Origin of the sequence: Gillisella vitis (assembly GCF_021559775.1) — a bacterium.
Lineage (GTDB): Bacteria > Pseudomonadota > Alphaproteobacteria > Rhizobiales > Rhizobiaceae > Allorhizobium > Allorhizobium ampelinum.
On the sequence record NZ_CP056047.1, the window covers coordinates 1,877,442 to 1,897,862 of the forward strand.

The window sequence follows — 20,421 nt, forward strand, 5'->3', positions numbered from 1 at the left end:
CCCGGCATTCGTGTTCCGCACGGTGTAGGGCGCGGCGCCGGGTAGAATTAGCCGTTCGGTCGGCGCTGTGCCTGCCTTCATCGATCTTCACGAAGATTACGGCAGGCGCTGCGACTGTACCAGTCCTCACCCCATCACCAAAAACCCCTCCGGCACACTTCTCGACGACCGTTCACAGCATGCGCTGGAAGGCGCACGTCCCGTTCGGGAGGAAACGCTCACGTGCGCTTCATTCTCCAGTCTCGGCGGCGGAAGGGTGGATTTACGTTGCCGCCGTTATCGACTTGTTCTCCCGCCGCATTATTGGCTGAAACGCGATCACTAATGAAAAAAAATTCTAATTTCTAAGGAAGGCGAGGTCAGTTCTGTTCAAGACTAGCCTCTCAACAATCTGCACATTTAGCTCGGTGAGCACGGGACCTAGAATGATTGTCTGCTGAAGAAAACATTAAGTTTGTGGAGTTGATTTATGCTCAGTTCCGAAAAATCTCCCGACATCCGCAATTTGCAATCGCTTCACCTCAGCCTTTCACAAGCTGATAAGCTACACGTACTTCATCCGTGGACGGATTTGAGTGCTCTAGGAGACGGGTGCCCACTTATAATGACGAGTGCCTCGGGTATCCGCGTTAGCGACAGCCAGGGGCGGACATATCTCGATGCAATCGGCGGAATGTGGTGCATGACCCTCGGATATGGTCGCACCGAGCTTGCTATCGCAATGTCGGCACAAGCGCAAAGAATGGCATATTATACGCCTTTTGGAGACATAGGAAACGAACCAGCAGCGCGCTTGGCGGAGGTGCTTGCGGAAATTACACCCGGCGATCTGGATCGCGTCCATTTTACTACCGGCGGCTCAACTGCTATTGATTCTGCTGTGCGTATTTCTCACTATTACTTCGCTTCGCAAGGCCGATATTCAAAGAGATGGGTGCTGTCACGGCATAATGCCTATCACGGCAGCACATTTCTCGCTGCATCACTGAGCGGGAAAGCCGCTGACCGAACGCTGTTTCACTACGAGGAAAGTTTTGTACATCATCTATCAAGTCCAGGCTACGATTTGGACGTGGATGACGAGACCTCTGAAGAAACCCTTGAACGACTTATCAGCGAAATGGAGCGCGAGATCGCCCGGATTGGAGCGGAAAACATCGCGTGCTTTGTGGCTGAGCCGATCCTCGCATCTGGCGGCGTGCTCATCCCTCCATCGGGGTATCATGTTGCAACAAGAGAGTTGTGCCGCATGCACGACATTCTCTACATTTCTGACGAAGTCGTAACTGGATTCGGTCGACTCGGACATTTTTTTTCATCAAAGGCACGTTTCTCGATTGATCCCGATCTTCTTGTAATCGCTAAGGGTTTAACTTCAGGTTATGCCCCCCTTGGAGCTGTCCTGATATCGACGCGTATTTCGCAATCGATTGCCGCAGATGCGCCGCGCGGCAAGCCGGTATTTTCAAACGGATTCACTTACTCTGGGCATCCGGTGTCCTGCGCAGTTGCACTTAAGAATATCGAACTTATGCAGCGCGAGCACGTCTGCGAACATGTACGAGATGTCGGTCCATACTTTATGGAGCAGCTTTACAAGCTGTCGGCATCTCCGGTTGTCTACACTGTTCGCGGAGATCATCTCATGGCTTGCGTCGAGTGTTGGACCGGGGCGGAGAAGGGACCCACTGTAGAAAACATAGCGCTCGCGCGACGGGTTGACCACCATTGCCAGGAGGCGGGGTTGTTGGTTCGTCCTTACGAGAACCTGTGCATCCTGTCTCCGCCGCTCATCATAGGAAGAGACGACATAGATCGGATCGTCACGACGCTACACCTAGCGATTGAAAAAACAGAACACGATCTTAAAAGTGGAGCGATTATGTGATCGCGTATTAAATCATGGAGCTTGTTAACAATATGAAAGAAATAATCGATTGTCGTGGGCTTACGCCGGCCATCATTGCTGTTCGGGTTAAACAACGCCTTGTCGATCAAGCTTTAGAAACGCCCGAGCTCTGCGTGCTCGTGGAGAACCAGCATCACGCCAGTTTATTCGGTCAGGTCTGTCCCGAGCTGGCTGATCGCATTCAAATCGTCGCGATTGACTGTGGGGCTCTGCCGGACGATATACGAGGCGCGGCGGTCCAACGATTTGTTAGCGCCAATGCTTGAGCGATCCGATCTGGCCAAAATCGACCCAACCACTTTAGTGGAGCCGGAGGCGACAGAATCTTGGTGGCGGCGGGACGACCTTCGTTATGTCAATGGTCGTCTAACGTTAGGAGACTGCGATCTTACTGCGGCGGCACTAAAGCTGGAAACGCCGCTCTACGTTTTACGCGGGGCCAAGGTCATTGAAAAGATTTGCCAGCTGCACCAGGTGCTTCGTGATGCGGGAGTGAATCATAGAGTCTACTACGCTATCAAGGCAAACCGGAGCCCGCAGCTTCTTAGCTTTTTATCGGAAAAGCGAATTGTCGGTGCTGACGTTTGCTCGCCCGAGGAGCTAAAGCATGCTCTGGCCTGCGGGTTCCGTGAGAAGGACATCTCATTTACCGGAACATCTCTCAGTGCACGTGACGTTGATGATTTAGCACGGTTCGATTGTATTAGCCTCAATCTCGACTCGCTCTCTGCTCTTGAGCGCTTCGGCAGACTTTGTCCAGGTCGAGAGATCGGCATCCGGATCAATCCTGATCTGGGTATCAGCTATACTGGCAATGACATGCTGAAATATAGCGGGTGCCAGACCACTAAATTTGGCATCTACCTGGACAGTTTTGACGATGCACTTGCCATTGCGAAGCGACATGCACTCAAAGTCGTGCGGCTGCATTTCCACGCGGGTTCTGGATACCTCAACGAAGGACTGGAGGACTTGCAAGCGATACTGACGGCAAGTCATGAGTTCATGCATCGCCTGCCCAACCTGACGGAAGTGAATATTGGCGGCGGTCTCGGAGTTCCACACCGCTATAGTGACCGCCCGCTTGATTTGCACAGATGGGCTGATGTTATTGCAAAAGCATTTGCTGATCGTGGCATTCGAATCGCACTGGAACCCGGTGATTTCTTAGTTAAGGAAGCTGGCGTCTTACTGACAACAGTCACGTATCGTGAAACGCGAAAGCAGACTGAGTTCGTCGGAGTCGATGCCGGCTTCAACCTCGCTATGGAACCAGCTTTTTATAGTCTACCGTGCCACCCTGTTCCTACAGTTCCTCGCCCCGTGCCTAAGCGCCCACTGACTGTCGTGGGCAATATAAATGAAGCGCTTGATAAATGGGCCGTAGAGCATGAGATGCCGGCGCCTGAAGAGGGTGATGTTATCGCGCTTATTAATGCCGGTGGATATGCCGCTTCGATGAGATCTGATCATTGTATGCGCGGTGCGGCACGCGAGCTGTTTCTTCATGATTGAATACATTTATGCCTCCCTTAGCTAGCTGAAAGGCACTCTAAAAAGGATGTCATGAACATGAATTGCGATAAATCACTACTGGAAGCTCCAAGTTTTGCCTTTGATCCAACCGATCCTTGGACAGAAACGTTTCAAATCGGGCTGTGGCGTGCGGGACTCCAAGGTAGACATGTATATGAGGTCGGGATTGGAACGGGAACCAATGCGGTTTTTCTACTCGACAAATGCGACGTCGCCTCTGCATCTGGCAGCGATATTGACCCGCGGCTAACGATGCTCGCGATCCGTAATGTCGCAAAGCTAACGCCAGAACGGGCCGAGCGGTTTCACCCCGTCGAGGGTGCGGTGAGCTTGATCGACACGGAGGATGCACGCACCGCGATCACCGCAGCCGATGTGGTCATCGCGTGCCTTCCGCAGGTCGGTTGTCCGACTGATAAAAGGCTGGCGCAAGTCTATAGCAAATGGCGCGGCAGCGCGGATTACTCAGTGCCCAATAAGTCCGACGATCACTACGCGCACTATTACCCTTGGTCAACCTTCGAAGAATTTCCGTTTAATGCAATTGGACTTGGACTGAACCAAGCACTTCTGCAACAGATTAAATTATATGCGCCATGTGCCGAAGTAATAATGAACATTGGATGCCGCGTTGGCCATGAGACTATTCTCAATTTCTTTCGCGCAAATGGCTACGAACCAGAGTGTCTACATACACAAATCGTTCGCCAACACAAGGAGACGAGTATCGCATTCTTCGTTGCAATTGAGCGAATCCTCGACGGTACCGGGTTTGAAAAGGAATTTGCGTGTGAATTCTATGCCGATAGAGACGGCGGTATCAGGCTGTCAGCCCTGAAGGCTGCAGCACTCCTAGCCAAAAACGCGGATGCTGAACTATTCCACGAGGTGACCACGTTCCGCTGTCGGTCACTAGGCTCCGCCCAAATTGCTGCACAATAAGCGTTAAGGAGCAAAACAAATGTACTTTGATGATTGCGTAGACCTATCATTTATCAAGGACAAGACCGTCGCCGTTATCGGCTTTGGGATTCAAGGAAAGGCGTTTGCCGCGAACCTGCGTGATAGCGGCATTTCGTTAGTCGTTGGCAACATTGAAGACAGCTACAAATTTGAAGCAATTAAGGACGGGTTTGATACACAGTCGGTCGGCGATGCGGCACGGTTAGCCGACGTGATTGTTTTGCTTATACCGGAGCATGCACATCAGGAAGTATTTCATCGTGATATCAGGGCAAATCTCCGTCCAAACGATCTGTTAATCGTTGCGCATGGCTACTCAATTCGCTTCGGAGAGATTAAGCTCCCTTGCGGCGTAGACGTTGCTCTATTAGCTCCCAAGATGTTCGGCAAGCCGATTCGCCGACGCTATCTCGAAGGCGGCGGCGTTTTGGCTTTCATTGACGTAATACAAGATGCTTCAACCAGTGCACTTAAAAAAACGTTGTGCATAGCCAAGGCAGTAGGTTTTACGCGTGAAGGTGTAGTCCCGGTCTCGTATGATCAGGAGACTGAACTCGACCTTTTTCAGGAGCAATTTCTCACACCGCTGCTGATCGATGCATTTCGCATGGCATTCGAAATTTTGATTGAAAACGGCTACGATCCCGTAGCCTCCTTCTTAGACACGTGTGGCTCCGGTGAGATGGCCGAAATGCTACTGGAGGCTGCCAACGTGGGCCTTTTTGAAGTAATTGAGCAGCAGGGCTCTCCCACATGTCGTTATGGTGTTCAAAAGTATCTGAACGCACTTATCAACACATCGACCAAGACCAAGGGTAAAATAATCCTCGATGATATCCGTAACGGCGCTTTCCAGGCTGAGCTTACAAGAGAGGCGCAAAGTGGCTACCCCTCGTTAGAGGCGTACCGTGCTACAAGTAAAGCTAGTGAATTGACGAAGACCCACATGCGTCTTAAACAAATGCTGGGCAAACAAAAGGATGAGACACAAATAATTCTTGGGGACGAGACGGCACTTCGCCCCTCTTATTGCGATGTAGTAGAGAGTGCAGTTATCTGTGAGGCTCACGACAAGATCGTCGGAATTCTCAATTCCAATGATGCCCGCTACGAGATGGTCAAGCATGAGGCGGAAGGGCGTACAGAGGCCGTCGCTGAACTGCGCCGCACTCCTGTCTCTCATAGTGGCAAAGCAATCCTATGTAAGTTAAAAGGTAGCGGACGCACCGAAGATTATGTGCTTGCGGTGGTCGCGGGTGATAGGCGCGTTGACATGAAAGCCCTTGCGCGAAAGTTCGGCGGCACCGCCGCCAGCTTCGCGTCGTCCGACGACGTCATCCGCTTAACTGGTTGCGTTCCTGGTGCCGTGCCACCGTTTGCGCCGAGCAATCGACTTCCACTCGTGGTCGATGCCGTCTTTGTTGAAGAGAACTCAACCATAGCCTTCAACGCTGGTTGCCTCGACCGTTCCATCATCATGGAGATGAGAGACTACTTACGGATCTTCCAACCTCAGGCACACGAAATAGGAATGGCATAACCCGCCTTATTTTCAAGCCGATCAAGAAGATCGACGAATGTATTGCATACCCCTCCTTTGACAGTAAAGAGAGATGACCGGTGCAAGAAATTCAGCCCATTATTCTTCACGAACCGTCTGATGTCTTCCTTCGACTTTTTGCGTTTCCGCATGCCGGCGGATCGTCTACAAGCTTTCGCGACTGGCCTAAGTTTCTTATTGAAGGCGTCGAGTTGGTTTCCTACCAACTCCCGGGCCGCGGCGCATTAAAATCTATACCGCCCTTGAGGCGGATTGAGCCGATTGTAGATGCCTTAACCGATATGGTGGCGGCTGCAGATGATGGTACGCCGTACATTTTTTTCGGCCATAGTTTCGGGGCTTTACTTGCACATCTAGTGTGCGAGGAGCTTCGAATGCGCGGCGCATCACTGCCGCGACATATTATTCTATCAGCGCACCGCGCACCGCATATGCAGCCCCGGCACGAGCCGGGCGGCAGATTAAAATTCGAACTGCCCGATGCTGAGTTTCTCGATGTTGTGAAATCTTGGGGTCTTGTCTCCAATGAAATTCTTTCCGACCAGGAGTTCCTTCAGCTCGCATTACCCGCACTACGAGCGGACCTCGAAGTCGATGAGACTTGCATCATCGACATTGGTCGAGTTTCATCGTTACCAGCGACACTTTTTTATGGCGTTGAAGATCCAACTGTAACAAAGGACGAATTGGAAGGATGGTCATCTCATTACAGCGAGCTATCCGTTGAGACGTTTCATGGTGGGCATTTCTACACGGTCGAATGTGAAAAAAGCTTCTCAGTTGCACTAAACCATATACTTGCTGTCACGCAAGAGGCTTGTCCGCGCGCTATTATGACCGCCGCAGCTGCGCAAGAATTGGGAAACGAAACGCTTTGGCAACGCTTTGAAAAGGAAGTTTGGAATCACCCAACGAGGCACGCCCTTGTAGAAGGGGATCGAACATGGCAGTTTGATGAACTGCGAAAAAGCGCTATTAGTTTAGCAAGTGCCCTGCGAGAGCATGGCGTCATCAAAGGTGATGCTATCGGATTTTTCCTACCGCATTGTGCAGAATACAGTATCGGTATTTTAGCAAGCACCTATCTCGGAGCTCCTGCCTGCCTTTTAGAAAAGGGATGGTCGGATGATATTTTACACACGTTTATTGAGGCAGTTAAGCCCAAAGTAATTATCACAATACGGGATTTGGTAAAGCGTCTTCCGGATGAGCTTAAAAGTAGCGGCGCTGTACTGCTTGTTGGCGAGGATGCCTTGCCTCTTCCCGAGAAGTTCTCGCAAAGCCCGGCCGCCGTCGTTGGCGATGATATTGCAATGATCTCGATGACCAGCGGATCGATGGGAAAACCCAAAGCGGTCCTCACAACGCATAGAGGCTGCCTCTTCTGTTTCCAGGCGCGTTACGACCGCTATCCCTACCGGCCAGATTCTCGCGAAGGTCTGAACGTATTCTTTGCATGGGAGTGCTTGCGTCCGATATTGCAGGGAGTGACAGCAGTGGTCGTCCCAGACGACCGGATTTTTGACCCCGTGCAACTTGTGGAAATACTCGAGCGGGAGTGCATCACGCGAATCATAGCCACTCCTTCCCTACTAGAAAGTGTACTCGACAACGCGGTCGTCGGCCCTGCCCTCAACAAACGGCTCGCTCATATGGAAATGTGGTTGTTAATGGGCGAGGTCGTGACCAGTCGTATCGTGGCGAAGGCGCGTGATCGGTTGCCAAAGAACGTAGGCCTCGTCAACGCTTATAGTACTTGGGAAAGTCTCGATATAGCCTTTGCCGACCTGCTCGTAGAAACAAGCCAGACGAAATCCGTCACGGTGCCAGTAGGAAAAATTCTCGACGGCAGCACCGCCATAATACTTGATACTAAACAGCGGCCCGTCCCTTATGGGGCCACAGGCGAACTCTACTTCGCTAGTCCCGGTATTGCACCCGGGTACTTTCAAGATGCCGTAAAAACAGCGGAACGATTCATCCATTTTGGCAAAAAAAATGCCGAATGGGGTATACCAGAGTTCATCTACTATCGCACTGGTGACCGGGCACGATTTCTGCCCGATGGGCAGCTTCAGGTTCTTGGTCGCTTGGATGACACCGTGAAATTGCGCGGTTTTAAAGTCTCTTTGCTCGCTACGGAGCGCGTCCTTGAAGCCGAGCCAGGAGTTGTCCGTGCGATTGTAATCCCGGTCATCGACAGCGAAACAGGACAACCCATACACACGGTGGCTTATATACATGGTATTGACGGCATGCCTTCAGAGACGACGCTAGCCCGAGTACGGTTGCGAGGCTCGCTGCATCTCCCAGAGTATGCCCGTCCACGGCACTACGTAGGACTAGATCACATCCCATTACGAGAGGGTGAATCACGCAAACTCGACCTTAGCAAATTGCCCGCCCCGCCAGACGAAATGGAGCCCTTTGCGTCTTCCTCTCTCTCCGCTGTAGAATCCAAGATCGCCACCGCGTGGAGGAGCGTGTTGAAGATCAAACATGTGCAAGCGGAGGACAATTTTTTCTCTCTTGGGGGCGACTCCCTTGCTGCGGCGCGCTTAACCAGCGCACTGGCGGATCAGTATGGCATCAGTCTCTCCGTACTCGATGTGTTTGATTACCCGACAATTGCGCAAATGGCTTCGGTCCTCAACGAGTCTGGAACCCAACCGCACGAAATCAAGTGCATAGTTGACAAGGTCCCGCGACAATCAACCAAACTAGCAGTTGTTGGGATGGCTGGTCGCTTCCCAGGTGCCGATTCGATATTCTCATTCTGGGAAAATCTGAAAGCTGGGAAGGACACTCTGTCGATTTTCGATCGCGAAACGCTCGAGCGAAAAGGTGTTCCGCCAGAGGTTATAAACCATCCGAATTGGGTGCCCGTCGCTCAGAAAATCAACGATGCGGACAAGTTCGATGCGGGCTTTTGGTCGATCAGTAAGCGTGAATCCGAGATCATGGATCCACAGCATCGCGTCTTCATAGAAGTCGCCGCTGCGGCGCTAGAGCAGGCGGGTTATCTACGCAGCAAAAATCCCTATCGATACCGTACTGGCGTCTTCGCCTCTTGCGGGATCGACGGATACCTTGTCCATCACCTTGATGGCGGAGGTCTCAAGACGCCGCTGGACCCAACTGGGCTATTCCTGACGGAAATAGGCAATGAAAAAGACTACATTGCGACCCGGGTCTCCTATTTGCTGGATCTTGGCGGCCCCTCGCTAACGGTAACGTCGGCCTGTAGTAGCACGCTTGTCGCTGTGGCGCAGGCGGCGCAATCGATCCTTTCGGGCCAGTGCGACATGGCCATTGCGGGTGGCTCGTCTATCAACTTCCCTAATTTCGGCTATCGCTACGAGAACGGCCTTGTTGGCAGTGTCGATGGCCATGTACGACCATTCGATCAGGAAGCGAGTGGCACGCTTTTTGGAGATTCAGTCGGCGCAGTGGTGCTTAAGCACTTAGACGATGCAATCGCCGACGGCGATCACATCTGGGCGGTGATGTCGGGCTTTGGCCTTTCGAATGATGGAATCGTTAAGGCGGGATATGCGGCGCCTAGCGCCAAGGCGCAAACCCGTTGTATTTCGGATGCGATCAAGATGGCCAATATCGATTCCGAGGCGATTTCTTACGTTGAATGCCATGCAACCGCGACGCTCGTGGGGGACGCGATCGAAATAAAAGGCCTCAAGGACGCCTTCGACGCGCACCGGGCGGGAGAGATGTCGAAGCCTGGCACCTGCCGCATTGGCAGCGTGAAAGGCAATATCGGGCATGCGAACTGCGCTGCTGGGATCACCGGCTTCATCAAAACGGTACTTAGCCTACATCATCGCAGTCTGGTGAAGACAGCAAATTTTGATAAGCTGAACCATAAGCTTGTCGATATAGTAGAGTGTAATGGCTCTCCCTTCTCGGTTCAGACTAACTTAGAACCGTGGGAAGTTTCGGACCCAAACCGACAGTTGCCCAGACGCGCAGGAGTTTCCAGCTTCGGTATAGGCGGCACTAATGCCCACGTTATTCTTGAAGAGGCGCCGGAGTTCGGATCGTTTGGGGAAGCTTCTAGATTACACCTCGCTACGATAACAGGCAAGTCGCCCGAGGCGCTCGCTCGCAACTGCTCCGAATTAGCAGGTGCTGTCGCGGGAATGGCCCCAGATGAACTTACATCCGCTATATGGGCGCTAAACACGAGACGCGAGCATCATCAGGTACGCGCAGCCACAGTGATCACCGGCAATTCGGGGGAAGCCGCGACTAAAATTGCCGCCCTTGCCCATGTCCAGCCGAAACAAACAGAAGGTCACGCCGCGACGATTGCGTTCTGCTTCTCTGGGCAAGGATCTCAGCATCCTGCTATGGCGCGCGCGCTCTATAGCGGCATAGCTGACGGTGGACGTTTCCGTACACGGTTTGAACTGGTTTGCAGGCATCTGGCAACCCATTTGGAAGAAGATCCTGTCCAATTGCTGCTCCATGCCGATGAAATCTCGGTCAAGCGCCCGATAATAACGCAATGCGGTCTATTTGCTGTAGAGTATGCTCTCGCCGCGAGCCTGATAGACATCGGTTTAAGGCCCGTTGCAATGGCCGGCCACAGTGTCGGCGAATATGCTGCCGCCGCAATCTCCGGCATCGTTAATCTTGAGGACGCCGCAAGGCTTGTTGCTAATCGTGCACTTGCGTCAGAGGCCATGCTTGATGAAAAACACGACGCAAACCATATCGGTGGTATGCTCAGCGTGGCTGGCGATGTCCAGCAGATCAATCAGTGGCTCGAAGCAAACAAACCCGATACGCTATGGCTCGCAGTAGAAAACACATCCAATCAAATTGTGATCGCGGGCCGCTTAGTTGATCTTGAACCTGCCGAGTACGAACTGACCAAGAGAGGGTTCCATTGCCGAAGGGTGTCAGTCAGCCACCCTTTTCACAGTCCGTTAATGCAGCCCGTGGCGGACAAATTGAACGAAACTGCTCGAGGTATAGTCAGCCAAGCCCCAACCATTCCTATGGCGAGCAATGTTAGCGGAACATGGTTCAATAACAGCGGTGTCGCAAGCGACTATTGGTCACGGCACGTAACCTCCCGTGTTCTTTGGAGCGCTAACGTGGAAAAGTTACTGCAATGGGAGCCGGATATCATTCTTGAAATTGGTCCTGGGGCGGTACTGACCAATCTCATCGGCAAACACCTACGCGGCCGCGCGGCTGCTAAACAACCAATCATACTCCCTTCTCTGTCTGATTTTTCCGAAGCGCCAATGGAAAACGAGTGTAGGTTCCTGAGCATGCTCGGCACGCTGTGGTCTCATGGCGCATCTATCAACTGGGAGAAGTTTCACGAATCTCATGGAGGACCGCCCAAACCTCGAAGGCAACCGGTTCTACCGACTTATTCGTTCGAGAAAACTAGCTTTTGGGCTCGGCCAGACAAATCCATCTATGTCGATCCCCATGCAACTTCCATTGTGGTGCCGGAACCAAATACAGCACGGTGCCTTGTTCGGACTACAACAAAGCCCGCAGCTAGGATCAAGCTCTATTGTTTCCCATTCGCTGGAGGATCTGCAGCAACGTTTAAGCATTGGTCGAAGAATTCGCCCAATTGGTTGGATATAGTGGCTGTAGAGTATCCTAGGCGTAGCGGTAAGAACGGTGAAATCGACCTGCAAGACGGATCGGCAGACAGCATTTTTCTACAAGAATTGTCAGCGTCAATTCGTGATGACGCGGGCAATGGCCACATCGCTTTCTGTGGCGTGAGTCTCGGCGTAACGGTTGCTACTGCACTTCTCAACGGGCCATTGCGAGACCTCGCGGATAGCAAGCAGATCGCCGGACTGATCCTCGTCGGCCGTTCGCCATTCGGTGTCGATGAGAGCGAAAAAATAGATTGCAATGAGTTCCTACTCACGCCGCCTGACATGCAGTTGGATCTCCTGTGGCGAGAGCAAGTTTTACCGTTGCTTAAAGAAGACCTCGCCCTCGATGCTCGCCTTTCAACATCGCTATCTACCAACATAGCAAAGGGGCCAATAGTCTCTGCCCCGCTGCAGATTCACTGCGGTAATGCCGATCACTCCTTTTCAGCCAAAAAGATTTATGAATGGGCGGCATTGTCAAGCCATGCGTTATTGGACGCGCAGATTCACGAGGGCGACCACAGCTTCATCATTCAAGCCGAACGAGAGATTTTCGAAAGAGCGGTAACCTTCCTCGATCTCGCACTGTGGACTATGGGCCTTACGCAGCGAGGCGCTACCGACACAGTCTATAAGGTTCTAACGACCGCCGTACCGAAATCCAGAGGAAAGACGCTTGTTGTGGTGCAGCCTGATGACAACCTCAACAGGTGTATTACCGAAACAAAGCGTGCGCTCGCTTCTGACGCCGCAGTTGCGATCTCGTTCTGTGGTATCCTTAATCTGCTGTCGCTCGACCGACACATGGCATGGCTAATGGAGTATTTACAGAGGCTGATTGCCTCAGATGCTCTCGGCGAGATTCTTCTTGCCCTTCCGGCGAATGCGGCGGGCGGCGGGCTTGGAGGTCTGAGCTCCACGCTCGCACAGGAGGGGATTGAGCTGAAAGTGCGACGCCTTTTCATACCGGACGAGTATCTATGGGAAGGGAAGGCACTGACCCGGACACTGCAGGACGCTATTTCCATCCCAGAAGAAAACGAATTAATAGCGCGAAATGGATGCTACTTTGCTCGAAGGCTCACTCAGCTCAATCTACCCGATCTAGCCCGTAATACGCTATGTCAAGTTCCTGGAACATATTTGGTCACCGGGGCGACTGGTGGCCTTGGTTCAGCGGTAATTGGCTGGCTCATAGAGGAACAAGGCGTCCCGGCGGAACGTATTGTAGCAGTCTCCCGCAGGGGCACGCCCGATCAAACTTCGAAGGTGCGCGACATCTCGCTCGGTCTCGACAGACAACTCGACCTCCGGGCCGTGCTTCACACTGGTGAACGACTAGCGGGGATTTTCCATCTCGCAGCAACACTTGATGACCGCCTTTTCATGCATCAAACGCCAGAGCGAGTGCAAGCCGTAATGGCACCAAAGCGAGCACTCAGCGATCTGATCTCAATGAGCCGGGAATTTGGAACGCCTTGGCTTGTTGCTTTCTCGTCAGTCTCATCACTACTCGGCACACCTGGACAATCCAGCTATGCTGCAGCGAATGCTTATTTGGATGCCGTTGCTTCTTGGGAGACACTTGCCAGCGGTCCGGACGTCGCCTCAATTCACTGGGGAAGTTGGGCGGATGTCGGGATGACGGCACGCAGCCTGAAGGCCTTACAAACAGCCCGTAGCTCCGGGGAATTTCCATTGATACCGGAGCGAGCCCTGCAAGGGTTAGGAAAGGTCATTGGCCTTCTCCTGGCGGGTGAGGCGAACGGCGGACGCTTCGCTATCTGCGATGTTGACTGGTCACATTCACCATGGCGAAATCTACCTTTAATTTCGGCGCTGTCGCCAAAGACGCCCAGTACCTCAACCGTTACCTATGCAAAGGCAGAAGCGCCTGCCGCTACCACCATTCCAGAGGCCGATACCACCCATCCGGTGCGGACCATCCTCGGAGCCTATGTGCACCGTTGGGACGAGACGCGGACCCTGCAGGCACTTGGGCTAGACTCGCTTGATTTCGCCAGAATGCGGGGAGATTTTTCCAAGATATTTGGAAAGGAGGTGCCGTTGACGCTGATTGCGCGACCCAATCAGACGCTGGGCGACCTCTATAAAACTTTATGTTCAATTTAGCCCGAAGATCACCGCATGAACCAGCAACTTCACTTTAGATTACCTCTTCCCTTTCCGCCACCATTGATGCAGACGGGAAGGAAATTTTCGGACGAAGATAACGCGCGACTAGCCCACATTGACGAGCTTTTGTCTACCGCACCGGATCTCGGCAATGGCGGCTTCTTACTAGCCAAGGAGAGCTACTGCGCGATCCGAAGACTAGAAGCTAAGGCATCTAAGCGCTTCCACAGAGCGTGTGGTGCACATAAGCAGGCAGTTGAACTCCACATTGCTCCGACTTTACTGACAATCGCCGAAGGTCAACAACCAACTACGGAAGCAATTTCCGCCCTGATCCGCATGGTTTCAGTCGACCCAATCCGCTCGGCTTTTAGGGGTAGGCACGCCTTGATTGATCCCTCCAAAGAAACCCATGCGGCGATCGAAAGCTTGCGACTTGTTTGGCCCAGTTTCCGGGCTTGGTGGGCGACGCATTTCGAGATAATTGACCAAACGCAGATTCCAATTGTTGACCTTTGGCAATTCTTCTTGCCCCTTGCTCAATGGATCATCAGCGAACGCGCGGCAGTGCGCCCGTGTGGAATGTTCATGGTGGCGTTTAATGGCAGTCCGGGTGCCGGGAAAACTGTCACGACGGGCGTATTGACAGTTTTGCTAAATGCCTTGCTCGATACAACTGTGGATGGACGCGCTGTAGCGCGAAGCGGCGACGACTGGTACCTGTCTAAGGCTGATCGTGAATCGCTGCGGGCCTGTGGTTTTGATCCAGGGCGTCCTGGCCTCTCGAACCGGGCTCCGCCTGGTACCCAGGACATCGGCCGTCTCCGGAGAAATATCGCTGAACTTGAAGCGAGTACATCAGAAAGTCGTGTATATCTGGCCAATTTTGACAAGCAGGCGGATGATATACCGCCCGGTAACGCCGCAGCGATTGCAGTAGACGGTAAAGTTGCAGTGTTCCTTTTCGATCTTTGGTTCGCTGGTGCCACTACGACCTCAGACCCTTCAGCGCAAGATACCTTGTTGAGACAGAATATAGCCGCCGAGCTGCGCAACTGGAAACCGATTTTCGACCGCATCGATGCCCTGCTCGCATTCAACTGGCCGTCCTTCAGTAGCATGGTTGCGGAACGCGAAACTCAGGAGCAGCTAGCAGAATTAAAACGCGGCAAGCGTGGAATGAGTGCGGAAGATATTGTGTGTTTCATGGACTACATGATTAACAAGTGTTGGGACTGGGACAACCTTTCACCACTGCCCGATAGCAGCCGCATCACCTTTCGCGTCTGGCGCGACAGCAATCATCGCATCATCGCAGTTGAAAAAGGAGGGCTACCGTGAACCATCAACACGGTGTCGACAACCAATCACCCATACAAACCTTCTCACTAAATGATATCGTGGGTCACTTCCGAAACGTGGTGAAAATATACGAAAAAGAACCTCATTATGTGTTCGACACCGTGATCGTGGGCGGAGGAATTGCAGGTGCGGGTGTTCTACGTGACCTTAGTTCGCGTGGTAATGCGTCCGCTCTGCTTTGCGAGCGCAGCACATTTGGTTCGAGCACCTCGAGCAAATCTGGCAAGGCAATTCATCCTGGCATCCGTTATCTCAGGATGTCGTTTCATCGCGTGATGCTTGCGTTCAAATTGCGCAAGGATGCCACTATCAAGCAAAGTACTGTGGATAACCTCCGCTCCGCTTGGTTGGATTTGAAACTTGTCTGGCACGGCACGCGAGAGCGTATGGTGCTTGTCAATACCTCAACTGGAACAGTGGACGTTCATCCGAACCTAGTGTTCGTTTACGACAACAGCCCCGAGAAGAAGTGGCCAGTCTTTTTCGGAATTCTCATCTACGAGCTTTTCACAACACTTTGGTCATTCTCTCATCTTAAACGTCGCTATGGAAGGGTTGCGATCTATTCCAAAGTGGAAAGACTTAAAAAGCTTCTACCATTCCTCAGTTCCACCGGACTGAAGGGAGCGATACAATATTGGGACGGGAAGACAAGCAACGACCAGACGCTTGTAATCAAGACCCTACGCGACGCAGTACACCGAGCAGGAAAAGAGCATCCGATTTACGCACTTTGTCGTGTCGAGCTAGTCGACTATGCGTGGCACGGTGATGATGGCTGCTTTCATGTCCATCTACGCCAATTTTTCGATGTAGACGACTTGCCGAAGGAAGTTGTGGTCAAGGCTCACACACTGACAAATGCTTCGGGCCCTTGGATCGATCATGTTCGCAACCGCACATCCCGCCCAGATCAGCGGACTACAGTGATCTACTCACGCGGCACACACGTTGAGGTTACTAACAAATTCATTCATCAACAACTATCAGATCATCCAGAATATCGAGTTGGACTGGTGCCTCTCAATGCGGAACGGCAACATTACCTCAGGCCGTTCTTCCAAAATGGTATTTGGTACATTCAGTGTACAACAACGGATAGATACCACACTGACCCAGATAAGGTACTTCCGGAGCGGGATGAAATCGAGGAGCTGATGAGTTCTTACAACCACCTTGTCACCGACGAGTGGAAGATCTCGGAAGCTGATATCTTCAACGTCTTCGTCGGAGTCCGGCCTTTACCCTACAATGATCCCAACGAAATCTCCGTTCAAAACATTTCACGAATGTTTCGGGTTAATGAAGTTAGTCAGGGAGATGGTGCAGTCTTTGATCTAGTCAATGTGAAACTGACCGAATACCGGTGGGCGGGCCAAGACGTAGGGAGGATGATCAAACGCAATCTACAAAAGCGCGGCATCAAGACACTAGGCTCTTCAACAACATTGAAAACTGCGTTCACACCGGTCCCCGAGGAGTCCAAATTCGCCATCAACTCACCACAACATCCCGTTGGCGATATGAGGTATCTTGAGGAAAAGATAACGCATTACGCAGAATTTCAGGCGCTCAACTGCTACACCGATTACATGATGAATTTCGGCGGCTTACGAGATGCCGTGGGATTTAATGAATTAGGGAAGTGCGATTTCAACTGGGATATCGCTCATTTCAGTCTCGAAACTATGTCGAAATTGCTCGGCTGGCCAGACGCACGTACGCAACGCGAATGGGAACGCTTCATAGACATGTATAGAGATTTATTCACACCGATCCATGGGTCGAACATTACACAAAAACGACCTGAAACTAATATTATCTAATGCACCATTCTTGTAATTAGGCCGCGATAACATAATTGCATTTTGTGGCGTCAATTATTTTCTTGGTGTTACAATTTCTATTTATTGAATCTGAACTCCCAAGAAAGCGGCAGCTTTGTTGTCTTTATAGGAGTGAGCATTAGTACGCAGGTTCCGAATTCCGATCAAAATACCACGACTTAAAGGTGTAAATTGCATTCTATAGTTTAATTAATCGATGGTTATAAGCCTAACCCAAAAGGAGGATGCGCAGTGAAAATGGATGAGATAAAATTTGCCAACTATTTCTTTATCGTCAACCACAGTGAGAAGTTCAGTGTGCCCGTTCACGGTCGACCGTTCCTCGCCACTTCTCGCCATCCATTGGTTCCGAAGGATATTCCCGATATTGGCTCGCGAATCTTGACTGTTGCACCTACAGAAACGGATAGATTTCTTGATGATCCTGATAGGCTCCAGAAATGCCGTAGCATGATCGACGACCAGCTCGCCCTCAATAAGGGAGTGTTGCTTCGAAACTTCCCGCTCCGGGACAGGAATGAATTCGAAGCATTTATACGTGCGCTTGGATATGGGGCATTCAGTTACAAAGGCGGCATCGCCATACGCCAGCAGGAAAATCGAGCGTCGATGAGCGCAAGCGACGAAGACCCACGGATCACTCTCGCGCCGCACAATGAAATGGCTTATCTCGCCAACTATCCCAAAAAGATCTTCTTTTATTGCGATACGCAGGCTGAGCGGGGCGGTGAGGTTCCTATAAACGACATTCGTCAGACACTCCCCCTGGTACCATCTGACATTCGTGAGAAGTTTGAGCGCCTTGGTGTGCGTTACTACCGCATGCTGCCGCGCAGATCCCAATCGGGGCAGATTGGCTGGACCGACACGTTCGGGACCGATGATTGCATGGAAGTCGAAGCATACATGCGCCAGAATGGTTATGATTTTGAATGGATTAATGGTGACCGTCTAAAATACTCCTATCAACGGCCAGCTATTCTCCGGCATCCCGAGACCGGCGAACAGCTTTGGTTCAACCAGATAACCGAGCTGAATAGCTCTTACTGGCGGAATCATCCGCAGTTCCCGGGTGACTTGCCAGAAGACGCCTATCCAGCGACAACAAGCTACGGTGACGGTAGCCCAATAGATCCGGACACAATTGGTATGCTCCGGGCAGCGTTATGGCGCAGTTCTTATGCCGTTCGGATGCAGCCGCACGATTTGTTGGTTCTTGACAACCAAATTATGCAACACGGCCGTTTCGCCTATGAAGGTGCGCGCCGCCATTATGTCAGCATGGCAGCTTGATATGGAAGAGTCTGTATCCCCCTTAGTTCAGTCTGGCCAGGCACCTTTGACAAAGCCTATATTGAAGCCGGCCCGACCATATTTTTCCTCAGGACCTTGTCCCAAGCGGCCCGGTTGGGACGCCACGCTGCTTCGTGACGCGTATGTCGGGCGCTCGCATCGGACGCTGGAGGGGCAGATCCGCCTGAAACAAGTAATTGACTTGTCTCGCAAGGTACTGCGGCTCCCTGACGACTATCTTGTTGCCATCGTGCCTGGGTCTGATACTGGAGCAGTTGAAATGCTGCTTTGGAATTTGCTGGGACAGCATGGAGTAGAGGTCTGCGAGTGGGAGTCATTCGGCCGAGATTGGCTCCATGATATCGCTAACGAACTGTGTGTACCCGAACTTAAAGTCTACAGCGCGAAGAATTTCGGGGGATTCCCCGATTTGTCTACTGTAGATTTCGATAAGGATGTCGTTTTTTCCTGGAACGGCACGACTTCGGGCGTTTGTGTGCCAGGTTCTGATTGGATTCCTGACGATCGACGCGGGCTGACTATTTGCGATGCCACCTCGGCAGTCTTTTGTACGGAGATAGATTATCGCAAACTTGATGCGATCACTTGGTCTTGGCAGAAGTCGCTCGGCGGTGAGGGCGCGCATGGCATGATTGCACTTTCACCAGCGGCAGTTAAGCGATTAGAAAGTTATCGACCCACCCGCCCCGTTCCAAAGATCTTTCGGCTGACCAAGAACGGGAAGCTACTTCATCAAGTTTTTGAGGGTTTCACAATCAATACTCCGTCCATGCTCGCCGTCGAAGATGCACTCGACGCATTGGCGTGGGCTGAAAGCGTCGGCGGATTGCCCGGTCTCGTCGCAAAAACTGGTGAAAATTTTTCAGTAATTAAGGCATGGGTCGATACATCCCCAGATGTTGAGTTTCTCGCCTCCGACCCGCGAACGATCTCTCAGTCTTCAGTCTGTTTGGAGTTCCGGCACGCTGCAGACCTGCCTGAAATACTTAAACGACGCTTTGCACAGCGTGTGAGCGAGGTCGTTGCACATGAGGAGGCTGGATACGATATTCAGAACTATCGTGACGCGCCGCCGGGTTTACGGATTTGGGCAGGCGCAACTGTGGAGCGCTCAGATCTCGAAGCATTGTTACCTTGGGTCGACTGGGCTATTGCTAAAACCCGCGCCGAGATGAGTTTGAACGAATGAGAGAACAAACGAATATACTTATCGGATTTGCGCAGGATCTTGCGGAGATCGCTCGCGATAAGTTGCAGGCTTATGTCGCGGATTCGGTAGATATGCGGACGAAGGGCGACTCTAGCCCGGTGACCGATCTCGATCTCGAAATTGAGCGCGCTATGCGTGAACGGATCTTAGGTCGCTATCCTTGCCATGGGATCCTAGGAGAAGAGTACGGAGCAGATCGTATTGGTGCAGATATCGTTTGGGTGCTCGATCCAATCGATGGCACCGCGCATTTCATCGCCGGTGTGCCACTTTTTGGCACCTTGATTGCAATAACACGGGGCGGTCAGCCTTGGATAGGTCTGATTGATATCCCAATGACAGGGGACCGTTGGATCGGCGTCGCCGGCGAGTGGGCCACGCGCAACGCAGAAGTAGCCCGTACCCGTCCCTGTAGAAGTCTTTCGCGTGCCTTCATGTCTTGTTCTAATCCGGACATGCAGTCGGCTGCTGAGGCAGCTCAATTTTTACGAGTAAAGAAATCAGTATCATATACGCTCTACGGTGCCAGTAGCTTTGCTTTTGGAGCGTTAGCAAGTGGTCGTACAGATGTTGCTGTGGATGCCGGTCTAGGCACTCATGACATCATGGCACCATGCGCAATCATAAGTGGGGCAGGTGGTGCGATGACGGATTGGAAGGGAGAGGCTCTTAGGTTAGGGAGTTCAGGACAGACTATTGCCGTCGGTGACCGCAACCGGCTGATGGATGTAGTAGCGTTGCTTCAGGCTGAATGTTCTGCATGTTGAATTGTAAGTGCTGCTGTCTCCGCACTTTGACCACCCGTGAAAGAACTGATTCTTCCGTTGACAACTGAGCATGTGGATCGTGGTGCCTTCCCTGTCACTGATACTTCGACAAGCAGATCGACGCCGTCTTCCGCGAGAGCGACGCTTGCCAGCGCATTGTCA

Annotated in this window: 11 protein-coding genes; all 11 read left to right on the forward strand. The window is 52.1% G+C overall.

What is annotated here, in order from left to right; all coding sequences use genetic code 11:
* The first annotated feature begins 469 nt into the window (after positions 1–469).
* Positions 470–1,888: an aminotransferase gene (locus AVCG78_RS08950; RefSeq protein WP_071204332.1), complete on the forward strand. Its 1,419-nt coding sequence runs from the start codon at positions 470–472 to the stop codon at positions 1,886–1,888.
* Positions 1,889–1,920: 32 nt separating this feature from the next.
* The gene (locus AVCG78_RS08955) at positions 1,921–2,175 is read left to right on the forward strand and encodes a hypothetical protein (RefSeq protein WP_139191389.1); all 255 of its coding nucleotides are present in this window, start codon (positions 1,921–1,923) and stop codon (positions 2,173–2,175) included.
* Positions 2,168–3,424, forward strand: coding sequence for a type III PLP-dependent enzyme domain-containing protein (locus AVCG78_RS08960; protein WP_081355306.1), 1,257 nt, complete (start codon positions 2,168–2,170; stop codon positions 3,422–3,424). The genes AVCG78_RS08955 and AVCG78_RS08960 overlap by 8 nt, the downstream gene beginning before the upstream one ends.
* A gap of 57 nt (positions 3,425–3,481) precedes the next feature.
* On the forward strand, positions 3,482–4,387 hold the full coding sequence (locus tag AVCG78_RS08965; protein ID WP_197434960.1) for a class I SAM-dependent methyltransferase: 906 nt from the start codon (positions 3,482–3,484) through the stop codon (positions 4,385–4,387).
* Positions 4,388–4,406: 19 nt separating this feature from the next.
* Positions 4,407–5,948: a YbaK/EbsC family protein gene (locus AVCG78_RS08970; RefSeq protein ID WP_071204337.1), complete on the forward strand. Its 1,542-nt coding sequence runs from the start codon at positions 4,407–4,409 to the stop codon at positions 5,946–5,948.
* Positions 5,949–6,028: 80 nt separating this feature from the next.
* Positions 6,029–13,756, forward strand: a complete 7,728-nt coding sequence (locus tag AVCG78_RS08975; RefSeq protein ID WP_156583012.1) for a type I polyketide synthase — start codon at positions 6,029–6,031, stop codon at positions 13,754–13,756.
* 15 nt (positions 13,757–13,771) lie between these two features.
* The gene (locus AVCG78_RS08980) at positions 13,772–15,100 is read left to right on the forward strand and encodes a hypothetical protein (protein WP_071204339.1); all 1,329 of its coding nucleotides are present in this window, start codon (positions 13,772–13,774) and stop codon (positions 15,098–15,100) included.
* Entirely contained in the window at positions 15,097–16,947 is a 1,851-nt protein-coding gene (locus AVCG78_RS08985) for an FAD-dependent oxidoreductase (RefSeq protein WP_071204341.1), read from the forward strand. Before AVCG78_RS08980 ends, AVCG78_RS08985 begins: the two co-directional genes overlap by 4 nt.
* Before the next feature lie 258 nt (positions 16,948–17,205).
* Positions 17,206–18,261 (forward strand): TauD/TfdA family dioxygenase, encoded by a 1,056-nt coding sequence (locus AVCG78_RS08990; protein WP_071204343.1) that lies wholly within the window; start codon positions 17,206–17,208, stop codon positions 18,259–18,261.
* A gap of 1 nt (position 18,262) precedes the next feature.
* Positions 18,263–19,471 (forward strand): phosphoserine transaminase, encoded by a 1,209-nt coding sequence (locus AVCG78_RS08995; protein WP_071204352.1) that lies wholly within the window; start codon positions 18,263–18,265, stop codon positions 19,469–19,471.
* Positions 19,468–20,259, forward strand: coding sequence for an inositol monophosphatase family protein (locus tag AVCG78_RS09000; RefSeq protein WP_071204345.1), 792 nt, complete (start codon positions 19,468–19,470; stop codon positions 20,257–20,259). Before AVCG78_RS08995 ends, AVCG78_RS09000 begins: the two co-directional genes overlap by 4 nt.
* Positions 20,260–20,421: the final 162 nt, after the last annotated feature.

Bases quoted from the DNA above. Each gene is read 5' to 3' on its own strand.
- AVCG78_RS08960 (WP_081355306.1), top strand. From the start codon at position 2,168: ATGCTTGAGCGATCCGATCTGGCCAAAATCGACCCAACCACTTTAGTG.
- AVCG78_RS09000 (WP_071204345.1), top strand. From the start codon at position 19,468: ATGAGAGAACAAACGAATATACTTATCGGATTTGCGCAGGATCTTGCG.
- AVCG78_RS08965 (WP_197434960.1), top strand. From the start codon at position 3,482: ATGAATTGCGATAAATCACTACTGGAAGCTCCAAGTTTTGCCTTTGAT.
- AVCG78_RS08950 (WP_071204332.1), top strand. From the start codon at position 470: ATGCTCAGTTCCGAAAAATCTCCCGACATCCGCAATTTGCAATCGCTT.
- AVCG78_RS08970 (WP_071204337.1), top strand. From the start codon at position 4,407: ATGTACTTTGATGATTGCGTAGACCTATCATTTATCAAGGACAAGACC.
- AVCG78_RS08980 (WP_071204339.1), top strand. From the start codon at position 13,772: ATGAACCAGCAACTTCACTTTAGATTACCTCTTCCCTTTCCGCCACCA.
- AVCG78_RS08990 (WP_071204343.1), top strand. From the start codon at position 17,206: ATGGATGAGATAAAATTTGCCAACTATTTCTTTATCGTCAACCACAGT.
- AVCG78_RS08995 (WP_071204352.1), top strand. From the start codon at position 18,263: ATGGAAGAGTCTGTATCCCCCTTAGTTCAGTCTGGCCAGGCACCTTTG.
- AVCG78_RS08955 (WP_139191389.1), top strand. From the start codon at position 1,921: ATGAAAGAAATAATCGATTGTCGTGGGCTTACGCCGGCCATCATTGCT.